Origin of the sequence: Pseudoxanthomonas helianthi (genome assembly GCF_017939625.1) — a bacterium.
In the GTDB taxonomy this organism is placed as follows: Bacteria; Pseudomonadota; Gammaproteobacteria; order Xanthomonadales; family Xanthomonadaceae; genus Pseudoxanthomonas_A; species Pseudoxanthomonas_A helianthi.
This window is the reverse complement of record NZ_JAGKTC010000001.1, coordinates 95,363-120,844: the sequence shown is the minus strand read 5'-3', so window position 1 is coordinate 120,844 and position 25,482 is coordinate 95,363. Positions and strand designations below refer to the sequence as shown.

At 67.1% G+C, this 25,482-nt stretch carries 21 protein-coding genes; 16 read left to right on the top strand and 5 right to left on the bottom strand.

The genetic code is table 11. The features are described from left to right. Window positions 1-40: 40 nt before the first annotated feature. The 5 genes from copC to J5837_RS00535 all read left to right on the top strand — a co-directional run bounded on the left by copC (window position 41) and on the right by J5837_RS00535 (window position 7,051). Window positions 41-424, top strand: coding sequence for a copper homeostasis periplasmic binding protein CopC (gene copC, locus J5837_RS00555; RefSeq protein WP_210534779.1), 384 nt, complete (start codon window positions 41-43; stop codon window positions 422-424). 10 nt (window positions 425-434) lie between these two features. After that, the gene (copD, locus tag J5837_RS00550) at window positions 435-1,358 is read left to right on the top strand and encodes a copper homeostasis membrane protein CopD (protein WP_210534778.1); all 924 of its coding nucleotides are present in this window, start codon (window positions 435-437) and stop codon (window positions 1,356-1,358) included. A 680-nt stretch (window positions 1,359-2,038) separates the two neighbouring features. Continuing rightward, the gene (locus tag J5837_RS00545; protein WP_210534777.1) at window positions 2,039-4,225 is read left to right on the top strand and encodes a TonB-dependent siderophore receptor; all 2,187 of its coding nucleotides are present in this window, start codon (window positions 2,039-2,041) and stop codon (window positions 4,223-4,225) included. An 87-nt stretch (window positions 4,226-4,312) separates the two neighbouring features. Then, window positions 4,313-5,524, top strand: coding sequence for an acetyltransferase domain-containing protein (locus tag J5837_RS00540; protein WP_210534776.1), 1,212 nt, complete (start codon window positions 4,313-4,315; stop codon window positions 5,522-5,524). Between the two features lie 81 nt (window positions 5,525-5,605). Then, window positions 5,606-7,051, top strand: a complete 1,446-nt coding sequence (locus tag J5837_RS00535; RefSeq protein WP_244755457.1) for an aldehyde dehydrogenase family protein — start codon at window positions 5,606-5,608, stop codon at window positions 7,049-7,051. A gap of 146 nt (window positions 7,052-7,197) precedes the next feature. On the opposite strand, the gene J5837_RS00530 is transcribed toward J5837_RS00535, so the two are convergent. From J5837_RS00530 to J5837_RS00520, 3 genes are all read right to left on the bottom strand, one after another. Further along, complete coding sequence (locus J5837_RS00530) at window positions 7,198-8,523, bottom strand: NAD(P)/FAD-dependent oxidoreductase (protein ID WP_210534774.1); 1,326 nt, start codon at window positions 8,521-8,523, stop codon at window positions 7,198-7,200. A gap of 296 nt (window positions 8,524-8,819) precedes the next feature. Beyond that, the gene (locus tag J5837_RS00525; RefSeq protein WP_210534773.1) at window positions 8,820-9,224 is read right to left on the bottom strand and encodes a RidA family protein; all 405 of its coding nucleotides are present in this window, start codon (window positions 9,222-9,224) and stop codon (window positions 8,820-8,822) included. Beyond that, window positions 9,224-10,387 carry a DSD1 family PLP-dependent enzyme gene (locus J5837_RS00520; RefSeq protein WP_342345486.1) on the bottom strand — a complete coding sequence of 388 codons (1,164 nt, stop codon included), beginning with the start codon at window positions 10,385-10,387 and terminating at the stop codon, window positions 9,224-9,226. The genes J5837_RS00525 and J5837_RS00520 overlap by 1 nt, the downstream gene beginning before the upstream one ends. Before the next feature lie 153 nt (window positions 10,388-10,540). On the opposite strand from J5837_RS00520, the gene J5837_RS00515 reads away from it, so the two are divergent. From J5837_RS00515 to aspA, 9 genes are all read left to right on the top strand, one after another. Further along, entirely contained in the window at window positions 10,541-11,479 is a 939-nt protein-coding gene (locus J5837_RS00515) for a LysR family transcriptional regulator (RefSeq protein WP_210534772.1), read from the top strand. A gap of 232 nt (window positions 11,480-11,711) precedes the next feature. After that, window positions 11,712-12,377, top strand: coding sequence for a haloacid dehalogenase type II (locus tag J5837_RS00510; protein ID WP_210534771.1), 666 nt, complete (start codon window positions 11,712-11,714; stop codon window positions 12,375-12,377). Between the two features lie 12 nt (window positions 12,378-12,389). Next, window positions 12,390-14,006 (top strand): ABC transporter substrate-binding protein, encoded by a 1,617-nt coding sequence (locus J5837_RS00505; protein WP_210534770.1) that lies wholly within the window; start codon window positions 12,390-12,392, stop codon window positions 14,004-14,006. Continuing rightward, window positions 14,003-14,959, top strand: coding sequence for an ABC transporter permease (locus J5837_RS00500; RefSeq protein WP_210534769.1), 957 nt, complete (start codon window positions 14,003-14,005; stop codon window positions 14,957-14,959). The genes J5837_RS00505 and J5837_RS00500 overlap by 4 nt, the downstream gene beginning before the upstream one ends. Then, window positions 14,956-15,822, top strand: coding sequence for an ABC transporter permease (locus J5837_RS00495; RefSeq protein WP_210534768.1), 867 nt, complete (start codon window positions 14,956-14,958; stop codon window positions 15,820-15,822). Before J5837_RS00500 ends, J5837_RS00495 begins: the two co-directional genes overlap by 4 nt. Beyond that, complete coding sequence (locus J5837_RS00490; RefSeq protein ID WP_210534767.1) at window positions 15,822-17,474, top strand: ABC transporter ATP-binding protein; 1,653 nt, start codon at window positions 15,822-15,824, stop codon at window positions 17,472-17,474. Before J5837_RS00495 ends, J5837_RS00490 begins: the two co-directional genes overlap by 1 nt. Then, window positions 17,471-18,556, top strand: a complete 1,086-nt coding sequence (locus J5837_RS00485) for a tartrate dehydrogenase (protein ID WP_210534766.1) — start codon at window positions 17,471-17,473, stop codon at window positions 18,554-18,556. The genes J5837_RS00490 and J5837_RS00485 overlap by 4 nt, the downstream gene beginning before the upstream one ends. Before the next feature lie 38 nt (window positions 18,557-18,594). Then, the gene (locus J5837_RS00480) at window positions 18,595-20,067 is read left to right on the top strand and encodes an NAD-dependent succinate-semialdehyde dehydrogenase (RefSeq protein ID WP_210534765.1); all 1,473 of its coding nucleotides are present in this window, start codon (window positions 18,595-18,597) and stop codon (window positions 20,065-20,067) included. 35 nt (window positions 20,068-20,102) lie between these two features. Continuing rightward, window positions 20,103-21,500, top strand: coding sequence for an aspartate ammonia-lyase (gene aspA / locus J5837_RS00475; protein WP_210534764.1), 1,398 nt, complete (start codon window positions 20,103-20,105; stop codon window positions 21,498-21,500). Window positions 21,501-21,658: 158 nt separating this feature from the next. Here the strand turns inward: aspA and J5837_RS00470 are convergent, their stop codons facing one another. Together J5837_RS00470 and dmeF are read right to left on the bottom strand one after the other, a co-directional pair. Further along, window positions 21,659-22,096 (bottom strand): hypothetical protein, encoded by a 438-nt coding sequence (locus tag J5837_RS00470; protein WP_210534763.1) that lies wholly within the window; start codon window positions 22,094-22,096, stop codon window positions 21,659-21,661. A 115-nt stretch (window positions 22,097-22,211) separates the two neighbouring features. Further along, a complete protein-coding gene (dmeF, locus tag J5837_RS00465; protein ID WP_210534762.1) occupies window positions 22,212-23,228 on the bottom strand; it encodes a CDF family Co(II)/Ni(II) efflux transporter DmeF in 1,017 nt (338 codons plus the stop codon). Between the two features lie 55 nt (window positions 23,229-23,283). On the opposite strand from dmeF, the gene J5837_RS00460 reads away from it, so the two are divergent. Next, on the top strand, window positions 23,284-23,556 hold the full coding sequence (locus tag J5837_RS00460; RefSeq protein ID WP_210534761.1) for a metal/formaldehyde-sensitive transcriptional repressor: 273 nt from the start codon (window positions 23,284-23,286) through the stop codon (window positions 23,554-23,556). 117 nt (window positions 23,557-23,673) lie between these two features. Next, entirely contained in the window at window positions 23,674-25,479 is a 1,806-nt protein-coding gene (locus J5837_RS00455) for a hypothetical protein (RefSeq protein WP_210534760.1), read from the top strand. Window positions 25,480-25,482: the final 3 nt, after the last annotated feature.

Here is a 25,482-nt window from a genome sequence, read left to right as displayed (position 1 = left end):
GGCCCGCAGATCCCCCCATTCCCCCCATCAGGAGTCGAAAATGTCCCGCATCCGTTCCGCCTTCATTGGCCTGTTCGCCGCCGCCGCGATCCTCGGCAGCGCTTCCGTGTTCGCGCACCCCAAGCTCGTTGCTTCCGTTCCCGCGGCGAATGCCGCGGTGGCCGCGCCAGCCAGCATCACGCTGTCCTTTTCCGAAAAGCTGTTGCCGAAGCTCTCCGGCGCGGAACTGGTCATGACCAAGATGCCCGGCATGGAAATGCCGCCGATGAAGATCGCCGCCAAGGTCGCGCCCGGCGCCGACGGCAAGTCGCTGGTGCTGACCCCGGCGAAGCCGCTGGCCACCGGCGTGTATCGCGTCGACTGGCATGTGGTCAGCGGCGATACGCATCCGGTGAAAGGCACGCTGGTATTCAGCGTGAAGTAGGAAGCAAGCGATGCCCGATGCGTTGCTGGTAGCCAGTCGCCTGGCGCTTTATCTCAGTTTGGCCCTGGCGTTCGGCCTGCCGGTGTTTGTGCTGCAGGCGATTGAGGGCGACGGCTCGGGTTTGCCGATCGTGCGGCGCCTGGCCCGGTTGACGGGCGTTGCCGCGCTGTTGGCCCTTGCCGCCTCGGGCCTGGGACTGTGGGCGATGGCGCGGGGCATGAGCGAGTCCGGCGATCCGGCCGCTGTGCGGGATGTCGCCGTGCTGCTGCTGACCCAGACCAGCGTAGGCATCGCATGGGACATCCGGGTCGCGGCATTGCTGTTCGCCGTGGGCGTGCCCTTCCTGGGCTTCGGCCGGCAACCGGTTCGCGTCGGCGCGCAAGTGATGCTGGGTGGGGTCGCCCTCGCAACGTTGGCATGGGCCGGGCATGGCGCGATGAGCGAGGGAGCGCTGGGTTGGTTGCATCTGGGCTCGGACATCGTCCACCTCTGGGTCGCCGGCGCATGGGTCGGGGCCATCGTGGCCCTGATCGTCCTGGCCTTCCATGCGGCTGGGCAGGAAGGTCCTGAAACCGTGCGCCTGCTGTCGGGCGCAGCCAGCGGGTTCGCCCGCTTCGGCACGGTGATCGTCATCGTGCTTGTCGTCAGCGGCGTCCTCAATTACCTGCTCATCGTCGGTCCTTCGCTCGATGGCCTGGTCCACGGCCTGTATGGCCGTCTGCTGCTGGCCAAACTGGGCGCTTTCGCCGGCATGCTGGTGCTGGCGGCGGCCAACCGGTTCCGGCATGCCCCGGTACTGCAACGCGCGCTGGACGATGGCGATACCTCCGCAGCGATCCGGACATTGAAACAAAGCCTGTGGGCGGAGATGGGGCTGGCCGTCCTGGTCCTTGCGCTCGTGGCTTGGCTGGGGACATTGGATCCGACGGGGTGATGTTGCCGGAGCGGGACCGGCAGCGAGCGATCATCCTGCCGGTGGCGTGGAAATCGTAGACGCGTGATCCTGTCGTACTGCTGCCGCTCGCACGAGCCAGTCGATTCGCTACCTGCTTCCCTGATCGCGTCGCCTTGGCATGCTCATTGCCGTTTGCACGGGAGAACCTGCGGGAGCCTGTTTGCCGTGCAGGCATGGCAAACGCCTCTCTTCTGCGGGCGAGCTTGCTCATGAATGCCTTGCGGAGGCCTCGAGAAAAGCATTCGCGGCCGAGGCCGCTCCCACGAAAAGGCATGAACCATCGGGGTGCACACGCACCCGCTGCGTGCATGGAAACGCCTTGCAGCGAGGTTTCAACGGAAACGATAACCCGCCTTATCCCGCCGCTTGCGGCCGACTGTGGTTTGCATGCGCGAAGCTCCCGGCGGAACAAGGCTTGTGCGATGCAGAGGGGTTCCCGGGCCGGGATGGTTACGGCAGCGTGATCTGCCGGGGAGGCCCTTTTGCCAATGCAAATGTATGGGGAGGCGAGGGCAGTCCGGCGCGTAATGTCGTTTTGATGACGGCAATATGTTTCGTACAAGACGACGGCAAAACGATCTCTGGATGCTTCGGTCCGTGCGACGGAACCGCACCGAACAAACCCTTCCCTGTGCCACCCTTCGCAACAGGAAACGCCCATGTCCCGCCGCTCCGCATTCCGAATCCTCATCCCCACCTGCCTCGCCGTTTGCACCCAGATGGCGCTGGCGCAGGAAGCCGCCCAGTCCGCTTCCGCCACCGCACAGGCAAGCACCTCCGAAACCAAGGCCAAGACCCTGGACGCGGTCAACGTCCGCGACGAACGCAAGCCCTACCGCAACCTCAGCGTGACCGGCGCCACCAAGACCGACGCGCTGATCAAGGACCTGCCGCAGAGCATCCAGATCCTCGACTCCGGCCTGCTGCGCGACGCCGGCGTGACCGACCTGAAGGGCGCGCTGGATCTGTCCAGCACCATTTCCCAGCAGAGCAACTTCGGCGGCCTGTGGGACAGCTACGCCATGCGCGGCTTCGCCGGCAACCTGGACTTCGGCTCCGACTACATGGTCAACGGCTTCAGTGCCAGCCGCGGCTTCAACGGCGTGCGCGACGGCGGCAACACCAACAGCGTCGAGATCCTGAAAGGCCCGTCGTCGGCCCTGTACGGCCGCGGCGAGCCCGGCGGCACGGTCAACATCAACACCAAGAAGCCGTTGTTCAAGGCGGCCAACACGCTGGACCTGAGCGTGGGTACCTTCAACACCTATCGCGGCGCGATCGACTCCACGGGCCCGCTGGGCGAAACCGTCGCCTACCGACTGAACGCCGCGTATCAGGAAGGCGACAGCTTCCGCGATTACATCCACTACAAGCGCTACCTGGTGGCGCCATCGTTCCTGTGGATGATCTCGCCCGATACGACGCTGTCGTACGAAATCGAGGCGGTGCGCCAGGAAATCCCGTTCGATCGCGGCGTGGTCGCCATCGACGGCTTTCCGCCCAACGTGGACATCCACAACTTCTACGGTGAACCCAACGATGGCCCGCACATCATCAAGTCGCTGGGCCACCAGGTATTCCTGCAGCACTGGTTCAACGACAACTGGCAGTTGCAGACCGGCTTCAGCTTTCGTGAAAGCTCGATGGAAGGTAACAGTTCCGAGGTGCGCCCCTATGGCGCGCTGCGCCCCGGGAACATCCTGCGTCGCCGCTACCGCGACCGCGACAACAATGCGGTCGACCGTTCGGCGCGTTTCGAGATCATTGGCAAGGTCGCTACCGGCAAGGTTACCCACAATCTGCTGTTCGGCGTGGATGGCTATCGCTTCGACGATCGTCGCAAACAGAACGCAGCCGATCCGGCCGGCACCATCTATGGCATAAACGCCTACGATCCGGTCTACGGTGCGCCCAAGCCGGTGAAGGCGATTTCGATCAACACCGATGAAGACCAGAAATCCTATGCGGTTTACGCCCAGGATCAGATCGACTTGGGCGAACGGTGGAAGGCGCTGGTTGGCGTGCGCTACGACAAATACGAGCAGACCGTGCACAACCTGAGGACCGGGAACTTCGTGCACCAGGAGCCCACCGCCACCAGTCCGCGCGTGGGCCTGGTCTACCAGCCGAACGAGCATTGGTCGTTGTACGCCACCACTTCCAGCAGCTTCCGTCCGAACAGCGGCGCCAGCCGCCCCGACAGCAACAATGTCCAGCACGCTTTCGATCCCGAAGAAGGCAAGTCCTACGAGATCGGCGCCAAGTGGGACACCGGTCGCGTCAACACCACGCTGGCGCTGTACAAGATCACCAAGAACAACGTGCTGACCCCCGACCCGATCGATCCGAACAACTACAGCATGGCGGTGGGCGAGGTCGAGAGCAAAGGCGTGGAACTGGACGTGAGCGGCCAGATCGCCGAAGGCCTGCGCCTGTACGGGTCGTATGCCTATACCGACGCACAGGTGACCAAGGACAACGCCGCGCTCACCGGCTTCAGCCTGACCGGCCGGCAGATGGCCAACGTTCCCAAGGACTCGGCCAACGTGCTGTTGATCAAGGACTTCGCCGTGGCCGGCAACAAGGCCTATCTCGGCGGCGGCGTGCAGTACGTGGGTGAGCGCGAAGGTGCGCAGGCCGCCTTCAGTGCGGTCGACTTCTTCAAGCTGAAGTCGTACACGACGTGGAAGGCGGTCGCCGGCTACGATGTCACCGACAAGCTGAAGCTGACCCTGGACGTCAACAACTTGTTCAACAAGCGCTTCTACGCCAGCTCTTACAGCCTGTATTGGGTGATGCCGGGCAGCGAACGCACCATTACGCTGAACGCCCGCTACGCCTTCTGAGTAGTTGGCCGTGGAATGCGGCCGGCCCGTCCCGGGCCGGTCGCACGGTTTGCAGGGCAGTCGTTTCAGATCAGCCGGAGGTCCACCATGTCGAGCAGCATCCAATCACTCTCCGGCGCACCGCCGCTGGCGTCCGCCGTGGCGGCGCACGGCAAGCGCATCACCTCCATCGACGCGCTGCGCGGCCTGGTGATGTGCGTGATGATGATGGACCACGTTCGCGAGAACCTTTACTTGCACCATCCGGTCAGCGATCCGATGACGATCTCGGATACGCCGCCGTTCCTGTTCTTCACCCGGCTGGCGGCGCACTTCTGCGCGCCCATCTTCGTTTTCCTCACGGGTCTTGGCGCCTGGCTGTATGCCAATCCGCCGGGTGCGCCACCGCGTTCGGCGCGGGATTTCCTGCTCAAGCGCGGCGCGCTGCTGATCTTCCTGGAAATCTTCGTGATGAGTTTCCTGTGGGTCGGCCAGTGGCCGGAAAAGATCTGGCTGCAAGTGTTGTGGGCGATCGGCTTCTCGATGATCGTGCTCGCCTTCGCCTCGGGCTTGCCGCGCAAGGTACTGTTGGTTGCCGGCCTGGCCATCGTCTGCACGCACAACCTGTATACCTGGATCGCGCTGCCGCCGGAGCATCCGCTGCACGCCTTGTGGACCTTGTTCATGCATCGCGACGTGCTGTTCGACACCGTGCCGCAGGTGCGCGTGACCTATCCGGCCTGGCCGTGGGTCGGGGTGATCTTCCTGGGCTGGTGCGCGGGGCCGATCTTCGCGCGCGGTTTCGATAGCGCGCGCCGCCGCAAGCTGTTGGTGTTGATGGGAGCCTGTTGCTGGCTGGCCCTGCTGGTGCTGCGCGGCTTCAACATCTACGGCGAGAACGCGCCGTGGACGCATTGGCCGACCACCGTGCAAACGGTGATGGATTTCCTCGACTACACCAAGTACCCGCCCTCGCTGGATTTCCTGCTGATGACCCTGGGCGGCGGTTTCTTCATACTGGCGGCGATAGACCAGGCCGACAATGGCTTCACCCGCTTCATGTCGACCTTCGGTGGGGCGCCGATGTTCTATTACCTCCTGCACCTGCTCGTGTTGATCACCGGCTACAAGATCCTGCTGGCGACTTTCGGCCCCAACCAGGTGAGTCCGAGTGGCGTGGAGCGCTTCGGCGTGGGCCCGGACCAGTTCTGGATCGTCTGGCTGGTCACGGTGCTGATGTGGTTCGTGCTGTATTACCCGACCCGCTGGTTCGGCAATTTCAAGCGTCGGACTTCCATCGGTTGGGTGAAGTATTTCTAGCGAAACCGGCGTCCTGATGGCGCCGACATCGCTCGACGACAGGCAGGTGCAACTCCTTCTTCGCGGTATCCCATGACAGCCTTGTTCGAAACCATAATGGCGGGCGGCCCGATCCGCCACGGCGCCTACATCGACGGACGCTGGGTGCCGCTGGAAGGCGCCATGCTGCCCATCGTGAACCCGGCCACCGAGCAGGCCGTTGGCGAAATCGCCGTCGGCAGTGCGGCCGACGTGGATCGTGCGGTGGCTGCCGCGCGCGCCGCTTTTCCGGCCTACGCCGCGTTGTCCGCCGGCGAGCGCGCCACCTATCTCGACCGGATCCGCGCGCTGGTGCTGGAACGCGCGGAGGAATTCGCCCAGGCCATCTCGCGCGAGATGGGCGCGGCGATCAGCTACGCGCGCAATGCACAGGTGCCCTTGGCGGCGGAGCACCTGCGCGTGGCCCGCGACCTGCTCGCGGATTACCCGTTCCTGTCCATGCACGGCACCACCGCGATCTCACGCGAGCCGATCGGCGTGTGCGCGCTGATCACGCCGTGGAACTGGCCGCTGTACCAGATCACCGCCAAGGTGGCGCCGGCCCTCGCCGCGGGGTGCACCATCGTACTGAAGCCCAGCGAGCTCTCTCCGTTGAGCGCGTTGTTGTTTGCGCAGGCCATCCACGACGCCGGCCTGCCGCCCGGCGTATTCAACCTGGTCAACGGCACCGGTCCCGAGGTCGGCGAAGCGATGGCCGCCCATCCCGGCGTGGACATGATCTCGATCACCGGTTCGAATCGTGCAGGCGTGCTCGTCGCGCAGGCGGCCGCGCCGACGGTCAAGCGGGTGACCCAGGAACTGGGCGGCAAGTCGCCCAACGTGCTGTTGCCCGACGCCGATTTCGCCCGGGTCGTTCCGCTCGGGGTGATGACCGCGTTCCGCAATGTCGGCCAGTCGTGCAGCGCGCCGACTCGCATGCTGGTGCCGCGCTCACGATTGGACGAAGTGGAAAGGCTCGCGGCGGAAACGGCCGACGCCATCGTCGTCGGTGATCCGCGCGAGGAAGGCACGGCGCTGGGGCCGTTGGCCAACCGCGCGCAATTCGACCGCGTGCAGGAAATGATCCGCGTCGGCATCGACGAGGGCGCGAAACTGCTGTGCGGCGGCCTCGGCAGGCCGCAAGGCCTGGCCCACGGCTTCTTCGCCAGGCCGACGATCTTCTCCGAAGTGACCACCTCGATGCGGATCGCGCAGGAAGAAATCTTCGGACCGGTGCTGTGCATCCTTCCCTACGACGGCGTGGACGAAGCGGTCGACATCGCCAACGACACCCAGTACGGGCTGGGTGGGCACGTGCAGGGCACCGACCTGGCGCAGGCCCGCGCGGTGGCGCTGCGCATCCGTACCGGACAGGTGCACATCAACCATCCGGCCTGGGATCCGAACGCGCCGTTCGGCGGCTACAAGCGCTCCGGCAACGGCCGCGAATACGGCGAGCACGGCCTGGGCGAATTCCTCGAAACCAAGTCGATCCTCGGCTTCGATTGAGCCGTTCCCGCGTCCAGCCGACGCGGCGACGAACGACGGAAATCCACTCGATGCCGGTCCGTCGAAGGGCGGAAAAGTAGCTTCCGGTCGGTCTGCGCTGGAGCGGCGGCAGGAGCGCCTGCCTGGCGTCGCGACGAGAGCGCCGATCAGAAATCGGCGACCTGGGTTTTCTGCGAGCTGGCGAAGCGATCCGGATGGTACGGGCGCGGATCGACGATGGGATTGGCGCCGCTGGCGATATCGGCGATCAGGTGACCGGCGCCGGGGCCAATGCCGAAGCCGTGGCCGCTGAAGCCCGCGGCCAGGATGAAGCCGGGCAACTTCGGAATTTCGCCCACGCCGGGTACGCCGTCGGGCGTGCTGTCGACATAGCCCGACCACGACGCGACAACAGGCCGGTTCTTCAGCGCGGGAATGAGTTCGATGGCGCGCGCACGGGTCAGTTCGACCGTCGCGCGATCGACGGCGGGGTCGAGGATGCGCATGCGCTCCATCGGCGTCACCTGGTCGTTGCGCCAACGCGACAGATTTTCATGGCCCGAGCGGACGCCTTCCAGGCCGCCGAGGGAAAGGCTGCGCCAGCGCTTGCCGAACATCGGCAGGAACTGCGGCGAGAAGCGCAGCAACTGCGGCGTGGGATCCACGCGCGCACGGCCGCTGATCGCCAGCGTGTGTCCCAGCGTGCCGCGGCGCGTGATCGAAAGGGACGAGGTATACATCGCGTCGGGCAACGGCTCGGGGCCGTCGGCAACGGCGAGGATCGACTGGCGAATGGCCGCTTGCGGGAAACGGATGCCGAGCTGCCTGCAGAACGACGAGGCCCACGCGCCGGCCGCGAGGATGGCGATGGGCGTACGGATCGTGCCTTTTTCGGTGACCACGCTCGAGACCTTGCCGCCTTCCGTTTCCAGTCCGCGCGCCGCGCAATGCTGGTGGATGGTGCCGCCCAGCGCGAGGATCGCCCGTCCGACCGCGGGCGCGGCATTGATGGGGTCGGCGATGCCGTCGCTCGGCGAATAGACGCCGCCGCGCCATTGCCGGTTGGTCAGCTTTCCGCGCTCGCTGGCTTCGGCGCTGCTCAGCATGTGGGTGGTCACGCCCGCGGTCCTGGCGAAATCGCGCCAGCTCGCCCAGCCGGCGAGTTCCGCTTCGTCGTTGCTGAGGTACAGCAGGCCGCAGCGCCTGAACCCGGTGTCTTCGCCGGTCTCCGCTGCGAAACGCTCCCACAGGTCGAGGCTTCTGGTCACCAGCGGCAGCTCGCGCGCGTCGCGGTTCTGCTGGCGGCACCAGCCCCAGTTGCGGCTCGATTGTTCCGCGCCGACCAGGCCCTTCTCGACGACGGCGACCTTCATCCCGCGTTGGGTGAGGTAATAGGCGGTGAAAACCCCGATGATGCCGCCGCCGATTATCACGGCATCGGCGCTTGCGGGCAGTTCGGTCGAGGTCTCGATCCGGGTCAGCGGTGCGGGCATGCGAGGTTCCTGTTTCAGGTCAGGATAGCCAGAGTGGATCCATGCAGGTTGCTGTATTCGCCTGTTCCGACAGCACGGAATCCCGTGCTTCGGTGCGGCAAGTCCTGCGGCGTTTGGCGGGCCTGCATGGAAGATGGAAACCATGTCGGCCGGAACGGCCGCGCAACGTGTCCAGGGCGCGCGGCCGCGCTCGGACCTCGGCCTGCTGGCGCGGCCCCGAAGCCGGTGGCTGCGCGTTCGCCTGCGCTTGATCGGCAAGGGTCGCCATGGTTCTTCCCGTCGCCTAGGCCAAAGGCTTATCGGCAATCGCCGGCCGCAACGGCGTCGATTTCGATCAGATAGCCGTAATGCAGTTCGGGAACCGGGACCACGGAGCGGGCCGGTCGCGCCTCTCCCATCGCTTCGGCATAGATCGCGTTGAAGCGCGGCCAGTTCTCGACGCCCACGATGTAGGCCGTCACCTTCAACAACCGTCCGGGATCGCTGCCGGCCGCACGCAATATCGCGAACAGGTTGTCCAATGCCGTCCGCACCTGCGCATCGAAACCGGCTTCCGGCTGGTGCGAGCCGTCCGGCAGCAGGGGAAGTTGTCCCGAAACATGGACCAGGCCGCCGTGAACGATCGCCTGGGCATAGTGTCCCTTCGGTTCGGGTGCGTTCCCGGTGGAGATGGATTCGATGCGGGCGCGGCCTGCGGCCATTACCAGCCTCCGAAGCGCGGCCACTCCGCTTCGACCGCTTCGGAAGCGCCGCGCACCACGTGGTAGCTGCCGTGCTGCGCACCGGTGGCGCAGGCATGGTTCGGCAGTATCCGCACGCGGTCGCCGATCGCCAGGTCGGGCAGCCTTGCGTTCGAACCGGGACGGACCGCGATGATGCCGTGCTCCTGGTTGGCGTCGGCGAGGATCAGGTCCGCATACGGCTTGCCGGCCAGATCGCACACCACGCCGTAGCCCTGGTTGATCTCCTGCTTCGAGGTGCCGCGGTCCTGCGACATCGCCATCCAGCCGGCATCGACCAGGATCCAGCCTTTTTCGCGCTGGTGCCCGATCACGGTCGCCAGCACCGAAAGGGCGATGTCCTCGATCCGGCACACGCCCACGCCGGCCATGAACAGATCGAAGAACACGAACACGCCGGCGCGGACTTCGGTCACGCCGGTCAGGTCGGTGGCGTTGTGCGCGGTGGGCGTGGAGCCGACGCTGACCACGGGGCAGGGCAAGCCGGCCTCGCGCAGGGTCGTGGCGGCATCCACCACGCTGCGGCGTTCGGCTTCGGCGCATTGCCGCAGCGCTTCGACGCCGCGCGCGGCATAGCTCGCGCCGGCATGGGTGATGACGCCGCGCAGTTCCGCCCCCTCGGCCAGGCAGCGGCCGATCTCCAGCAACTGCGCGCTGTCGCCCGGCCGGATGCCCGAACGATGGCCATCGCAGTCGATCTCGATCAACGCCGGAATGCGCACGCCCGCATCGAGCGAAGCCTTGGCGACCGCCCGCGCTTGTTCCGCGGTGTCGAGCACCACGGCGATGTCGACGCCCTGTGCGCGCAATTCGAGGACCTGGGGCAGCTTCGACGGCGCGATGCCGACCGCATAGATGATGTCGCGCACGCCGGCCCCCGCGAAGCGGGAGGCCTCGCGCAATGTCGAAACGGTGGCGGGGCCGGCGGGCGAAGCCATGACCCGCCGCGCCACTTCGACGCTTTTGCTCGTTTTCAGATGGGGGCGCAGCGTCACGCCCAGCGAGTCGAGCCGGGTCCTGAGCCGCGCGATGTTGCGATCCATGCGCTCGACGTCGAGGATCAGGCAGGGCGTGTCGAGGTCGCGCAACGTGGCCTGTCCGGCCCGAATAGGTTGTTCGTTCACCGTGGGTCCTCTGTCGCTGGGTCCGAAAATTGAAGTTGCCTTTGGTTTGAAGCCAGCCACCGGAGCGGGGGTTCAAACCACCATTGCATCCTGATCGCCTGCAATGAAGAATGGAATTAATCCAGCTTGGCTCCTTCATTAAGGCGGGAATTAATGATTACGTCGGACGACCTGGTGTTCTTCAACGTCGTGGCCGGTTCTGTCTCGCTGGCGGAAAGCGCGCGCAAATTGAATGTCACCGCCCCGGCCGTGACCCAGCGCCTGCGTGCGCTGGAGCAGCGCGTGGGCATGCGTCTGGTCGAACGGTCGGGGCGCAGGCTGAGCCTCACCGACGAAGGAGCCTTGGTCGCGTCGCACGGCATGGCCGTGGTGGACGCGCTGGAAGCGCTTTCCGACATGCTGGCGGGCCGCCGGAATGCGGTCAGCGGACATCTGCACGTGGTTGCCCCGCACGGCTTCGGCCGCCTGCACGTGGCACCGGTGGTGGACGCCTTCGCCCGGGCGCACCCCGGGGTCACGGTCGCGCTGGACCTGACCGACAATCCGGCCGCGGGCATGCTCGAAAGCAGCGACGTCATCGTTCACATCGGGCGGCCCGGCCCGCTGGACCAGATCGTCACCACGCTGGCGCCGAACCGCAGGATCCTTTGCGCCAGTCCCGGTTACCTGGCCGGGGTTCCCGCCCTTCGCGCGCCGGCCGACCTGACCCGGCATCGTTGCCTGGTCGTGCGCGAGAACGCGGAGGACGTCACCTTGTGGCGGTTCCGCCACGCCACCCGCGGCCAGGCCACCGTGCGCATCCATCCCGCGCTGTCCAGCAACGATGGTGCGGTCGTGCGCGAATGGGCGCTTGCGGGCCAGGGCATCGCCATCCGCTCGGAGTGGGACGTCGCCGCGGATCTGGCGCAAGGTCGCCTCAAACAGGTATTGCCGGGTTGGGAACCGCCCTCCGCGGCCGTGGTGGCGATGCTGGGTACCCGCCATGGCCGCAGTGCACGGACCACCGCTTTCCTGTCCAGCCTGCGCCAGTCGCTGAGCCCGCCGCCGTGGCGCAGGAAGGATCCCGCAGGCCCTGCGGCCGGCCGCGGATGACTGGCGACGATGCTGCGGCAAGGCATCCGGGCGGGATCCGACGCGCCGGAATCGGTCCGGGGGCGGGGAGACGCCACACAGGATCTGCTGAGCGGCGCGCGTAAACCGCAGTTTCGCGCCGGCGCCGTGCCGAGTACGCGATAACGCTGCGGCAGGCGCATGCTTCAATTTCGTGCATGCAACGGGGACGCGTCCCGCCACCCGACCACTTCCATCGATCAGGCGCATTGCGATGACCTTCAGGCCCAAGTACATCTCCTTCGACTGCTACGGCACGCTGATCAACTACAAGCCGAACGACATGGCGAAAGTGATCTTCGCCGACCGCGTCGCGGCCGAGCGCATGCCGCAGTTCCTCGCCGACTTCACCGCCTATCGCCTGGATGAAGTGCTGGGCCCGTGGCAGCCGCTCGGCGACGTGCTGAAGAACGCGCTGCGCCGCCTGACCCGCAAATGGAAACTGCAGTACATCGACGCCGAAGCGCAGAGCATCTGCGACGCGGTGCCGACCTGGGGTCCGCACCCCGATGTCGTCGCCGGGCTGGCGAAGATCGCCGACAAGATCCCGCTGGTGATCCTGTCCAACGCCGACGACAAGGACATCCTGAAGAACGTCAAGCTGCTGGAAGTGCCGTTCCACCGCGTCTACACCGCCGAACAGGCGCAGGCCTACAAGCCGCGCATGCGTCCGTTCGAGTACATGATCGACGCGCTGGGCTGCAATCCGGAAGACATGCTGCACGTGTCCTCGAGCCTGCGCTACGACCTGATGACCGCCAACGACGTCGGCATCCGCGACAAGGCGTGGATCAACCGCGGCCATGGCCCGGGCAATCCCGAATACGGCTATACCGAAATCGCCGACGCCGGCGGCCTGGCCGCGCTGGTCGGCCTGTAAGCGAAACGGCGCATGAGCGACGACGCGCTGCGCGATCGACTGGGGCCGGCCGACAGCGGCCGTGTCCTCGACGCGCTCGCGCGGGGCGCCTCGCGCCGCGACGTGCTGAAGCTGCTGCTCGGCGCGGGCGTCGGCCTGGTGGCCTCGTCCGGCATCGTCACCCTGGCCGAGGCCGCAGTCGCCGCGCGCCCGCGCTACGGCGGGCGCGTGCGCGTGGCCACGGCCACCGCATCGATCGCCGACACGCTGGACCCGGCCAAGCTGGCCAACCAGACCGACTATGCGCGTTCGCGCATGCTGTACAGCTGCCTGACCCGTTTCGACGCGCGGTTGACGCCGGAACCGGCCCTGGCCGAACGCTACGAGACGCGCGATGCGAAGCGCTGGACGCTCAAGCTGCGCAACGGCGTGACTTTCCACGACGGCCGGCCGCTGCGCGCGCAGGACGTGGTGTTCTCGCTGATGCGGCACAAGGATCCGGCCACGGCATCGAAGGCGAAGATCTTCGCCGACCAGATCGACAGCGTGCGCGCGTCCGCGCCCGGCGAAGTCGAAGTGCTGCTGCACGAGCCCAACGCCGACCTGCCAGCCATGCTGGCGACGTTCTGGTTCGCCATCGTTCCCGACGGTACCCGCGACTTCAATCGCGGCATCGGGACCGGGCCGTTCAAGCTGAAGGAATTCAAGCGCGGGCTGCGTTCGGTGATGGTGCGCAATCCGGACTACTGGCGCGATGGCCGTCCGTACGTGGACGAGATCGAAGTCTCGGGCCTGGGCGACGAAGGCGCGCGGGTCAATGCGCTGCTGTCCGGCGACCTGGACCTGGTTGCGGCGATCGATCCGCGCTCGGTGCGCCGCGTGGAGGGTGATCCCGGGTTCCGCGTGTTCCGCCAGTCGTCCGGCCAGTACAGCAACCTGGCGATGCGCCAGGACATCGCGCCGGGGCGCAACCGCGAATTCGTGCGCGCGGTACAACTGCTGTTCGACCGCAAGCGCATCGTCGATTCGGTGGCGCTGGGCAACGCGATCGTCGCCAACGACCAGCCGATCCATCCTTCCAACCGCTTCTGGTTCGCCGGCCTGCCGCAGCGCGAGCTGGACCTGGACAAGGCCCGTTACCACTTCCGGCGCAGCGGGCTGGGCAGCGCGCCGATCCCGGTGGTCGCTTCGCCGGCGGCCAGCTATACCGTCGAGATGACGTTGGCCTTGCAGCAGGCCGCGCGCGCCATCGGCATGAACCTGGAATTGCGGCGCATGCCGCCGGACGGGTACTGGTCGAACCACTGGGGCAAGAGCCCGGTCGGTTGGGGCAACGTCAATCCGCGCCCCAACGCCGACGCGGTGCTGACCCAGTTCTTCAAGTCCGATTCGAGCGGCAACGACGCGCACTGGCGGGATCCGAAGTTCGACCGGTTGCTGCTGACGGCGCGTTCCGAAATCGACGAGGCCAAACGCAAGGCCCTGTACGCCGACATGCAGGTGATGATCCACGAGCAAGGCGGAGTGGCGATTCCGTTGTTCATTTCCTCGCTGGACGCGCACAACGCGCGCCTGAAAGGCCTGTCGGCGATTCCGGTCGGCGGCCTGATGGGTTACGAGTTCGCCGAACACGTATGGTGGGACGCATGAAGTCGGTCCTGCGCCTGTTGCTGCAACGGCTGGGGCTGGGCGCACTGTCGCTGCTGCTGGTTTCGGTGGTGGTATTCACCATCACCGCGGTGCTGCCGGGCGACGCCGCCGCGGAACTGCTCGGCCAGGACGCGACACCGGAAACACTGGCCGCGCTGCGCGCGCAGCTGGGCCTGGACCAGCCGATGGCGTTGCGCTACCTGCATTGGCTGGGCGGATTGCTGACCGGCGATCCCGGCCGTTCGCTGGTCAGCGACGCGCCGGTGATGGAACTGATCGGCAACCGCCTGCCCAATTCGCTGCTGCTGGCGGCGGTGACCGCGGCGATCGGCGTGCCGCTGGCGTTGTTGCTGGGCACGCTGGCCGCGGTGTTCCGCGGCAGCTGGTTCGACCGGCTGCTCAACAGCGGCGCGGTCGCGCTGGTGTCGGTGCCGGAATTCCTGATCGCGACCATCGCGGTGCTGGTGCTGTCGGTCAAGCTCGGCTGGCTGCCGGCGCTGTCTTACGCCAGCGACATCGATTCGTTCTCCGGCGCGGTGCGCGTGTTCGTGATGCCGGTGCTGACCCTGTGCTGCGTGATCGTCGCCCAGATGATGCGCATGACCCGTGCCGCGCTGGCCGACCAGCTCGACGCACCGTACATCGAGATGGCGCGGCTGAAAGGCGTGCCGCCGGTGCGGCTGGTGCTGGGACATGCGTTGCCCAATGCGATCGGTCCGATCGCCAACGCCATTGCGCTGAGCACGTCCTACCTGCTGGGCGGCGTGATCGTGATCGAAACCATCTTCTATTACCCCGGCGTGGCCAAGCTGATGGTCGATGGCGTCAGCCAGCGCGACATCCCGCTGGTGCAGACCTGCACGATGATCTTCTGCGCCGGCTACCTGCTGCTGGTCATGGTCGCCGACATGATCGGCATCCTCGCCAACCCACGGTTGCGCCACGCACGATGAACGCACCCGCCGCCAGCAATGCCGCATCCGCAACGACGCGCCGCAAGCGCGCGCTGGGCCTGGGCGTGCCCGGCACCCTCGGCCTGCTGGTCGTCGTCGCCTGGCTGCTGGTCGCGCTGGTCGCGCCGTGGTGGGTGTCGGCCTCGGCGCAGGACATCGGCGTGCTGCCGGTGTTCGCGCCGGCCCAGGCAGGCCATTGGCTGGGCGCGGATTACCTCGGCCGCGACATGCTGGCGCGCGTGCTGCTGGGTGCGCGCTATACGGTTGCGGTAGCCCTGGTCGCGGCGCTCGCGGCCAGCGCCATCGGCACCTGCCTGGCCATGCTCGCCGCGGTCAGCGGCGGCTGGCTGGATGCGGTGCTCAGCCGCGGCATGGACACGCTGATCTCGATTCCCAGCAAGCTGTTCGCGCTGATCATGGTCGCCGCGTTCGGCGCCTCGGTGCCGCTGCTGGTGCTGACCGCCGCGGTCATCTACGTGCCGGGTGCGTACCGCATCGCCCGCGCGCTGGCGGTGAACGTGGCGGCGCTGGACTACGTGGTGGTCGCGCGCACGCGCGGCGAGTCGCGCTGGTACCTGATGCGGCACGAAGTGTTGCCGAACATCATCGCCCCGGTCACGGTCGACCTGGGCCTGCGCTTCGTCTACGTGGTGTTGTTGCTGGCCAGCCTGAGCTTCCTCGGCCTCGGCGTGCAGCCGCCCGCCGCCGACTGGGGCACGCTGGTGCGCGAGAACCTCGGCGCGTTGTGGGAAGGCGGACTGGCCGTGGTCGCGCCCGCGCTGGCCATCGCCAGCCTGACCATGGCGGTGAACCTGGTGGTCGACGCGCTGCCCGGCCGCGACGCGCGCAAGGCGGTGCACTGATGGGCGCGCGGATCGAAGTCGAAGGCCTGCGCATCGCCGCGGGCGCCAACGTGCTGGTACACGACGTCGGCTTCATCGTCGAGCCGGGGCAGGTGCTGGCCCTGATCGGCGAATCCGGTTCCGGCAAGACCACGATCGCGCTGGCGCTGATGGGCTACGCGCGGCGCGGTTGCCGCATCGCCGGCGGCCGGGTGAGGATCGGCGACACCGATGTGCTGGCGCTGCCGGAATCCGGCAAGCGTGCGCTGCGCGGACGCCGCGTGGCCTACATCGCGCAGAGCGCGGCGGCTTCGTTCAATCCCTCGCGGCGGATCATCGACCAGGTGGTCGAACCGGCGTTGCTGCACGGCGTGCTGGCGCGCGATGCCGCCGAACGCAAGGCCATCGAGCTGTTCCGCGAGCTGGCGTTGCCGAATCCTGAAACCATCGGCCAGCGTTATCCGCATGAAGTCTCGGGCGGGCAACTGCAACGGGTGATGGCGGCGATGGCGCTTATCGCGGATCCGGACGTGGTGATCTTCGACGAGCCGACCACCGCGCTGGACGTCACCACCCAGATCGAAGTGCTGGCCGCGTTCCGCCGCGTGGTGCGCGAACGCGGGGTCAGCGCGATCTACGTCAGCCACGACCTCGCCGTGGTCGCGCAGATGGCCGATCGCATCCTGGTGTTGCGCCACGGGCGCATGCGCGAATGCGCCGGCACCGCGCAGGTGCTGGCGACCCCGGCCGACGAATACACACGCAGCCTGCTCGACGCCGCGCGCATCGGCGAACGCCCGCCGGACGTGCCGCCGCCGACGGCGGGCAAAGCGTTGCTCGAAGTGTCGGCTCTTTCGGCCGGCTATGGCCGCGTGCGCGACGGCAAGCCCGAGATCCCGGTGTTGGCGGATGTCGACTTCAAGTTGTATCGCGGCCAGGCCATTGGCGTGATCGGCGAATCGGGTTCCGGCAAGTCGACGCTGGCGCGCTGCATCGCCGGCCTGATCGAGCCGGCTTCCGGCGAGGTCCGTTTCGACGGACAGACCTTGCCGGGCACGCTGGCGAAGCGCGACCGCGAAACGCTGCGCCGCGTGCAGATCGTGTTCCAGCACGCCGACACCGCGCTGAATCCATCGCACACGGTGGGCCGCATCCTGGAGCGTCCACTGGCGTTCTTCCACGGCATGGACGCGGCGGCGCGCCGCCGGCGCGTGGCCGAGTTGCTCGACCTGGTCAAGCTGCCGTCGGCGCTGGCCGAACGCACCTCGGTCGGCCTGTCCGGTGGGCAGAAGCAGCGCATCAACCTGGCGCGCGCGCTGGCTGCGCAGCCGGACCTGATCCTGTGCGACGAAGTGACCTCGGCACTGGATCCGGTGGTCGCCGCGGCGATCCTCGACCTGATCGCCGAGTTGCGCCGTGAGGTCAACGCCTCCTACCTGTTCATCAGCCACGACATGCACAGCGTGCGCGCGGTCTGCGACGGCATCGTGGTGATGCGCCACGGCCGCAAGCTCGCCCAGATCGCCCGCGAGGACTACGCGCGCGGCCCCCACCATCCCTATTACGAACAACTGGCGCGTTCGGTACCCGAACTGCGGATCGGCTGGCTGGACGACGTGCTGGTCGCGTCCGGCCGCGGAACCCCCGCGCCGACAGGAGAAACCGCAACGTGAGCAAGCATCGCATCGCCGTTCTTCCGGGCGACGGCATCGGCCAGGAAGTGATGCCGGAGGGCCTGTGCGTGCTGGAAGCGGCTGCGGCGCGCTTCGGCATCGAACTCGACTTCGTGCATTTCGACTGGGCTCACTGCGACTACTACGCACGACACGGGCAGATGATGCCCGACGACTGGAAGGCCCAGCTGCAGGGCATGGATGCGCTGTACTTCGGTGCGGTCGGCTGGCCGGCCACCGTACCCGACCACGTGTCGCTGTGGGGTTCGCTGCTGAAGTTCCGCCGCGAATTCGACCAGTACATCAACCTGCGCCCGGTGCGCCTGTTCGAAGGCGTGCCGTGCCCGCTGGCCGGACGCAAGCCGGGCGACATCGACTACTACGTGGTGCGCGAGAACACCGAGGGCGAATACACCGCGCTGGGCGGCGTCATGTACGCCGGCACCGAACGCGAGATCGTCGTGCAGGAAACGGTGATGTCGCGCTTCGGCGCCGACCGCGTGCTGAAGTACGCCTTCGAGATGGCCAATGCGCGCCAGCGCAAGCACCTGACCGTGGCCACCAAGAGCAACGGCATCGCGATCAGCATGCCGTGGTGGGACGGCCGCGCCGACGCGGTCGGCGCCGGCTATCCGCAGGTGACCGTGGACAAGCAGCACATCGACATCCTGTGCGCGCGCTTCGTCATGCAGCCGACCCGTTTCGACGTGGTGGTCGCGACCAACCTGTTCGGCGACATCCTCTCCGACCTGGGCCCGGCGACCACCGGCACCATCGGCTTGGCGCCTTCGGCCAACCTCAACCCCGAGCGCACGTTCCCGTCGCTGTTCGAGCCGGTGCACGGCTCGGCGCCGGATATCGCCGGAAAAGGCATCGCCAATCCCATCGCGATGATCTGGTCGGGCGCGTTGATGCTCGATTTCCTCGACCACGGGCAAGGCGCCGGCCGCGCCGCGCACGATGCGATCCTCGGCGCCATCGAACAGGTGCTGCGCGAAGGCCCGCACACCGGCGATCTCGGCGGCCAGGCGACGACCCGCGAAATCGGCGAGGCCATCGCCACGCTCGTCGCCGGCCACTGAGCCGTCGCGTTTTTCCCGAATCCAACCAGGCCGCCACCATGTCGCTGACCCTGCAACGTTCCGATCTGCTGCGTTCGACCCACTACGTGGGCGGTCGCTGGTGCGAAGCGCTCGGCGGCGCGCGTTACGACGTGGAGGATCCGGCGCTGGCCCGCGTATTCGCCAACGCGCCGGACGGCGACGCGCGCGATGCCGCCGCGGCGCTGGAAGCCGCGCATGCCGCATTGCCTGCATGGCGCGCGGTGCCGGCGCGGGATCGTTCGCGGCTGCTGCTGCGCTGGAACGCGCTGGTGCTGGAACACCGGGAAGACCTGGGCAGGCTGATCTCGCGCGAGCAGGGCAAGCCGTTGGCCGAAGCCATCGGCGAGATCGCCTACGCCGCCAGCTACGTCGAATGGTTCGCCGGCGAAGCGGCGCGCATCACCGGCGACGTGATCGCCGCGCCCGTGGCGGGGCGGCAGATGCTGGCGGTGAAGGAACCGGTGGGCGTCATCGCGGCGATCTCGCCGTGGAATTTCCCCGCGGCGATGATCGCGCGCAAGATCGCGCCGGCACTGGCCGCGGGCTGCACCGTGGTCGCCAAGCCCGCGGAAGACACGCCGCTGACCGCGCTGGCGCTGGTCGCGCTGGCCGAGGAAGCCGGCGTGCCGCCGGGCGTGCTGAACCTGGTCACGGCCTCGCGCGCCAACGCGGCCAGCGTGGTCGACGTGTGGCTGGCCGATGCGCGCGTGCGCAAGCTGACCTTCACCGGCTCCACGCCGGTCGGCCGCCACCTGGCGCGCGGTTGCGCGGACACCTTGAAGAAACTGTCGCTGGAACTGGGCGGCAACGCGCCCTTCATCGTGTTCGACGACGCCGATCTCGACGCCGCGGTCGATGGACTGATGGCGGCCAAGTTCCGCAACGCCGGGCAGACCTGCGTGTGCCCGAACCGCGTCTACGTGCACGATGCGGTGCACGACGCCTTCGTCCGCAAACTGGTCGCGCGGGTGGCGGCGCTGAAGGTCGCGCCCGCCACCGATCCGCAGGCGCAGATCGGCCCGTTGATCAACGCCAAGGCGGTGGAGAAGGTCGATCGTCATGTGCAGGACGCCTTGTCGAAAGGCGCGACGCTGGCGACCGGTGGCAAGCGCCTGCCGGAGCTGGGGCCCAACTTCTACCAGCCGACCGTGCTGACCGATGTCTCCAACGACATGGACTTCGCCTGCGAGGAAACCTTCGGCCCGGTGGTGCCGGTGTTCCGTTTCGCCGACGAGGACGCCGTGGTCGCCGAAGCCAACGGCACGCCGTACGGCTTGGCGTCGTACTTCTACACCCGCGACGTGCGCCGCATCGCGCGGCTGGCATCGGCGCTGGAATCCGGCCTGGTCGGCATCAACGAAGGCGCGGTGGCGTCCGAGGCCGCACCGTTCGGCGGCATCAAGGCTTCCGGCTACGGGCGCGAAGGTTCGCGCCACGGCCTGGACGAGTACATGCACTTCAAATACCTGTGCCAGGGTGGGCTGGGCTGAATCGGGTAGGAAAAGCAGACAACCGGGGAACTGCGATGGCGACGCGAATCGAACACGACCTGCTCGGCGACCGCGAGGTCCCGGCGGATGTCTATTGGGGCGTGCACACCCTGCGCGCGGTGGAGAATTTCCCGATCAGCGGCGTCAGCATCGGCCAGTACGCATCGCTGATCGAAGCGCTGGCCGCGATCAAGCAGGCGGCCGCGCTGGCCAACGGCGAGCTCGGCCTGCTGGATGTCGCGCATGTCGACGCGATCGCGCGCGCCTGCCAGGAAGTGCGGGCTGGCGCGTTGCACGACCAGTTCGTCGTCGACGTGATCCAGGGCGGCGCCGGCACTTCGACCAACATGAACGCCAACGAGGTGATCGCCAACCGCGCCCTCGAACTGATGGGACATGCGAAGGGCGATTATCGCCACCTGCATCCGAACGAACACGTCAACCTGGGGCAGAGCACCAACGACGTCTACCCGACGGCGTTGAAGCTGGCCGCCTGGTTCGACGCGCAGGCCCTGCTGGTCGCGATGGCCGAGCTGCGCGACGCGTTCGCCGCCAAGCGCGACGAGTTCGCCGACATCCTGAAGGTGGGACGCACGCAGCTGCAGGATGCGGTGCCGATGACCCTGGGGCAGGAGTTCGGCACCTATGCGGTGATGATGGAAGAGGACATGCTGCGCCTGCGCGAAGCGATGGCCTTCCTGCGCGAGATCAACCTCGGCGCCACGGCCATCGGCACCGGCATCAACTCGCATCCGCGGTATGCCGCGCTGGTATGCCGCAAGCTTTCGGACCTGACCGGCATCGACCTGCTGACCGCGCCCGACCTGATCGAATCGACCCAGGACTGCGGCGTGTTCGTGCACCTGTCCGGGGCGCTGAAGCGCGTCGCGGTGAAGCTGGGCAAGGTCTGCAACGACCTGCGCCTGCTGTCGTCGGGGCCGCGCGCCGGACTGGGCGAAATCAGCCTGCCGGCGCAACAGGCCGGTTCGTCGATCATGCCGGGCAAGGTCAACCCGGTGATCCCGGAAGTGGTCAACCAGATCGCCTTCGAGGTGATCGGCAACGACCTGACCGTGACCCTGGCCGCGCAGGCCGGGCAGCTGCAGTTGAACGCCTTCGAACCGATCCTGGCGCTAAGCCTGTTCCGCAGCCTGTCGCACCTGCGCCGCGGCTGCGAAACGCTCGCGCGGAACTGCGTGGTCGGCATCACCGCCAACACCGATCGCTTGCGCGAGCAGGTCGAACGCTCCATCGGCATCGCTACCGCATTGAATCCGCACATCGGCTATGTCGCCGCGACCGAGGTGGCGATGGAAGCGCAAGCCACCGGCGGCAGCGTCAGCGAGATCGTGCTGCGCCGGGGCCTGCTGTCGCAGCAGGCGCTGGATGACATCCTGCGCCCGGAAAAACTCGCGCGGCCGCACGCCGGGTAGGGTCCGAAGGTCTTTGCAGAGAGATCCGGGGCTATCGACTCGTGGGAGCGACCTTGGTCGCGAATGCTTTTCCGGAAGCTGCGAGGACGAGCAACGGCATTCGCGACCAAGGTCGCTCCCACAAAAGCCGTGTAGCGGTAGCGATCCGCCGTCGAGCTTCAGTCGCCGAAATCCCGGTGGCAAGCCTTGCACGATTCCACCGCCTTGGCCCGCGCCGCGCGCGCCGCGCCGCAATCGGCGGGGGCCGCGGCGATGGCGGCATCCAGGTTGGCGCGCAACTGCCGGGCATGGCCGGCGAACCGGGCGTCTTCCGCCAGGTCGGGGTAGGCGGTTTCGATGTCGTTGCCGACCAGGCGCAGCGTCTGCAAGCGCGGCAGGGTGTCCGTGGCCATGCAGCGATTCGCCGCGATGCCGGCATCGAGCAGGGTGAACTGCTTCTCCATGACCTGCATGACGCTGTCGGGGAACGGATCCTGGCGCGCCTTGATCGCGCGGAAAGCGAATACCGCGAGGACCACGCCGACCACCAAGCCCAGCAGGAACAGGAACAGGTAGCGAGAGGCGTTCGAGCTTCGGGCGGGCGTTTCGCGGGTCATGGCGGGCTTCGCATGCGGGACGACCGCATGGTACGGCGCGCGTTGTGGCATTTTTGTCGGATAACCCGCGCGAATAGAGGAGGAACTGCGCGTATTCCCCTCGCCGCGCCATTTCTCACCGGGCCGGGACCGGCCGGGTCTCGATGGTCACGTGCACGATCTCTTCGTGGATCGCCAGGGCGCGCTTGAAGTGGTCGGCATCGGCATCGTCGCGGGTAACGACTTCGGCGACGCAGGCGAACTTGCCGCGCGCGACCTGCCATACGTGCAGGTCGCTGATGCGCGCGGGCACGTCGCCTTCCTCGATCGCCTGGCGGATTTCCTCCACCACGGGCGCGTCCATCTGCGCGTCCAGCAGCACGCGGCCGGTTTCCCGGATCAGCCCGACTGCCCAGATCGACACCAGGGCCGCGCCGACCAGGCCCATCACCGGGTCCAGCCATGCCGCGCCGAAATACATGCCGCCCAGCAGGGCGACGATCGCCAGCACGGAAGTGGCGGCGTCGGCGACGACATGCAGGTAGGCGGAGCGCTGGTTCAGGTCGTGGTGGTGCCCATGTCCATGGTCGTGGCGATGGTGGTCGTGGGCGTGATCGTGTCCGTGGTGACGATGGTCGTGCGCGTGATCGTGTCCGTGGTGATGATGGTCGTGCGCGTGATCGTGCCCGTGGTGGTGGTGATCGCGCAGCCACCACGCGCAGACCAGGTTCACCGCCAGTCCGACCACGGCGATGGCGATGGCCTGTTCGTAATGGATGGCGCTGGGACGGAACAGGCGTCCGACCGACTGCCAGGCCATCAGCGCGGCCACGCCCAGCAGCAGGATCGCGCTGGTGTAGCCGCCGAGGATCTCGATCTTCCAGGTGCCGAAGGCGAAGCGGCGGTCGCCGGCATACCGGCGCGCGCAGGCGTAGGCGAATACCGACAGCCCCAGGGCCAGTGCGTGCGAACTCATGTGCCAGCCGTCGGCCAGCACGGCCATGGAATTGAACCACCAGCCGCCGGCGATCTCGATCACCATCATGGCCAGGGTCAGGATCATCGCCCGTCGCGTGTTGCGCTCGGCGAGGGGATTGCCCTGGTCGAAGGCATGGGAGTGGCTGCGGGCGGCGGCGAGGGCGTCGAGGTTCATGGGGGTGGGCTGGCCAGCTGGCGACATACCCCCCTAGGGTATATGATCCCCGTCCATGGCGCACGTTCGACGCGACAAGAAGAAGCTGCTGACCCGCATCCGGCGCATCGCGGGCCAGGTGGCCGCGCTGGAGCGCGCGATGGAGACGGAAGCCGATTGCTCGGACGTCCTGATCCAGATCGCCGCCACCAAGGGCGCCATGCACGCGCTGATGATGGAGGTGCTCGCCGGGCATTTGAGCGAGCACGTGGTGGCGGGGAAGACCGAACGCGGGCGCGCCGAAGAGGCGCGGACCATCATGGAGTTGCTGGCCAAGTACGCGCGGTGATCCGGGCTGCCGGGAGCGTTCGCCGGCAGGTTGGCGCCGAAAGGGCAAACCGGCGTTCGAGGTCGGCGACATGACCCGAGTGGGGTGGTATCGTCCGGCAATCTTGGGGGGATACCAATGGCCGACTTCATTCGAGCCGCGGCAGTCGCTGCGCTTTGCGGGGCGCTGCTGGTGGCCGCACCGGTTCCGACCGGTGCCCAGACACGGTCCTCGGCGCAGATCGACGCCGCGACGTGGGGCTTGTACGCCCGTCTCGCCGGCAGCGAGCGCCAATCGCCTGAGAGCTTCAGGGTCCGCTGGCACTGGTCGGCACCGGGCCGGGCCCTGGTGGAGGAATACTTCAAGCCGGGCAACGACAAGCCCGTGCAGACCGGGACGATCACGCTGGGCGCTTCGGCCGGGACGTTGGTCCTGAAGGCATCCACCTTCGTAGGCGACAAGGTCTGGAACGGCACGGTGCAGCCCGACGGAAGCGTCGTCTTCGTCGGCACTGGCCTGCTGAAGTTCCACTACAAGGCGGTGCTTGCCAGCGACGGCGCCTACGAATTGCGTCCTGTGAAGATGCGCAATGGCGCCGTAGCTTCCGTCGCCGAGCCTGGCCAGTTCAACCGCTACCTCGCGGTCGACCAAGCTGGAAGTCCTGCCGCTGCTTCCTCGGTCGCAACTGCCGCGCAGACCGCTCCGATGGCCGCAACGCCAACGGCATCACCAGCTGCGGCCCCACCGGCGTCGGTGAGCTTCGGTTTCTTGGATAACTACGTAGGCCGCCCGATGGTCGGCAACTCGGCTAGCGGCATCACGTTCACGTTATCCATTCGACGTGAGGGCGACACCCTGGTCATCGATCGCGGCCTCATCGACGGTCGCGGTTACGGACGCATCGTGCTGCGGGCAACGGCGGTGCCGGGTGCGTTCGAGCTCGTCGAGATGTGGGACGGCGATGTAGGGGGCAATCGTTCCGCCTACTTGGTGGGCAGCCCGGGCGCGCCGGTGTCTAGCCCACTGGACGGCTACTACGCGGACCCGCGCAATCCGGGTGACCTAGTGCTCAGCTACGACGTTTCTGGCGGCTATGTGGTGCTCAATCTTCATCCCACCGAAACCGGGAACTTGGGGTATCACCGGAACGGCGGAAATCGGCGGTTTGGTATTCGCGGCAAGATCGGCGACATAGACTACGCCGACGTAGGTTGGTTTAGCCCGACGACCGACAAGACGATCGCCGATGCGGAAGCATTCACCCAATCGGAGTCACGGCGGCAGGAAGAAATGCGTCGCGAAGAAGCGCGTGACCGTGCGGAACAGCAGAGCAATGCGCAGGCCGCGTTGTACAACACCCTGCAGCAGGCCGTGGCGGTTGCGACGGAGAACGAAGCGCGCTCCCGAGCCGCGCTGGACGCGACGCTTGAGCAAGCTGCAAGGCAAGCGGCGTACGAGCAACAGACACGGAATGACCGTGTGTACTCCGGCCAAGATGTGCAAAGCACCCGGGCGACGACGGAGCACCAGCCTGACGGGCAGAAAACGATCGCGAGCGAGCCGGCCGCCTCCGCCAAAACTTCCGCCACGGCGGATCAACAAGCCGCGACACCCGACAAATCGCTGCGCTTCGTCCTGAGCATCGGCTTGCAGCCGCGCGCTGGCGACAGCGTGAATCCGACCTGTTACTCCAACGTGATCACGCGTGCGGGACCGCCAGGTTGGGGGCAACGCGGTTTCCTTCCGCCCGGGTCGGCGCAGGCTGCCCAGGCCGAGGTGCAAGGGATGAAGTCGCGCTTCATCGCAGCCTGCCGAGCTGCTTCCGGTCGCGAGGTCACCAGCGAAGGCGATTTCCATTGGACCTGGAATGAATTGCGGGACGGCGAGGCGCGGATCGCGAACACGCATGCGCAATATCGTGAGGACGTGACCGTCAGCCTGTAGAGG

What these genes read in the sequence shown, in the direction of transcription:
- J5837_RS00515 (WP_210534772.1), top strand. Translation starts at nt 10,541, where the DNA reads ATGATTACGTCGGACGACCTGGTGTTCTTCAACGTCGTGGCCGGTTCT.
- J5837_RS00510 (WP_210534771.1), top strand. Translation starts at nt 11,712, where the DNA reads ATGACCTTCAGGCCCAAGTACATCTCCTTCGACTGCTACGGCACGCTG.
- copD (WP_210534778.1), top strand. Translation starts at nt 435, where the DNA reads ATGCCCGATGCGTTGCTGGTAGCCAGTCGCCTGGCGCTTTATCTCAGT.
- copC (WP_210534779.1), top strand. Translation starts at nt 41, where the DNA reads ATGTCCCGCATCCGTTCCGCCTTCATTGGCCTGTTCGCCGCCGCCGCG.
- J5837_RS00480 (WP_210534765.1), top strand. Translation starts at nt 18,595, where the DNA reads ATGTCGCTGACCCTGCAACGTTCCGATCTGCTGCGTTCGACCCACTAC.
- J5837_RS00545 (WP_210534777.1), top strand. Translation starts at nt 2,039, where the DNA reads ATGTCCCGCCGCTCCGCATTCCGAATCCTCATCCCCACCTGCCTCGCC.
- J5837_RS00525 (WP_210534773.1), bottom strand. Translation starts at nt 9,224, where the DNA reads ATGGCCGCAGGCCGCGCCCGCATCGAATCCATCTCCACCGGGAACGCA.
- J5837_RS00490 (WP_210534767.1), top strand. Translation starts at nt 15,822, where the DNA reads ATGGGCGCGCGGATCGAAGTCGAAGGCCTGCGCATCGCCGCGGGCGCC.
- J5837_RS00495 (WP_210534768.1), top strand. Translation starts at nt 14,956, where the DNA reads ATGAACGCACCCGCCGCCAGCAATGCCGCATCCGCAACGACGCGCCGC.
- J5837_RS00460 (WP_210534761.1), top strand. Translation starts at nt 23,284, where the DNA reads ATGGCGCACGTTCGACGCGACAAGAAGAAGCTGCTGACCCGCATCCGG.
- J5837_RS00500 (WP_210534769.1), top strand. Translation starts at nt 14,003, where the DNA reads ATGAAGTCGGTCCTGCGCCTGTTGCTGCAACGGCTGGGGCTGGGCGCA.
- dmeF (WP_210534762.1), bottom strand. Translation starts at nt 23,228, where the DNA reads ATGAACCTCGACGCCCTCGCCGCCGCCCGCAGCCACTCCCATGCCTTC.
- J5837_RS00470 (WP_210534763.1), bottom strand. Translation starts at nt 22,096, where the DNA reads ATGACCCGCGAAACGCCCGCCCGAAGCTCGAACGCCTCTCGCTACCTG.
- J5837_RS00505 (WP_210534770.1), top strand. Translation starts at nt 12,390, where the DNA reads ATGAGCGACGACGCGCTGCGCGATCGACTGGGGCCGGCCGACAGCGGC.
- J5837_RS00540 (WP_210534776.1), top strand. Translation starts at nt 4,313, where the DNA reads ATGTCGAGCAGCATCCAATCACTCTCCGGCGCACCGCCGCTGGCGTCC.
- J5837_RS00455 (WP_210534760.1), top strand. Translation starts at nt 23,674, where the DNA reads ATGGCCGACTTCATTCGAGCCGCGGCAGTCGCTGCGCTTTGCGGGGCG.
- aspA (WP_210534764.1), top strand. Translation starts at nt 20,103, where the DNA reads ATGGCGACGCGAATCGAACACGACCTGCTCGGCGACCGCGAGGTCCCG.
- J5837_RS00530 (WP_210534774.1), bottom strand. Translation starts at nt 8,523, where the DNA reads ATGCCCGCACCGCTGACCCGGATCGAGACCTCGACCGAACTGCCCGCA.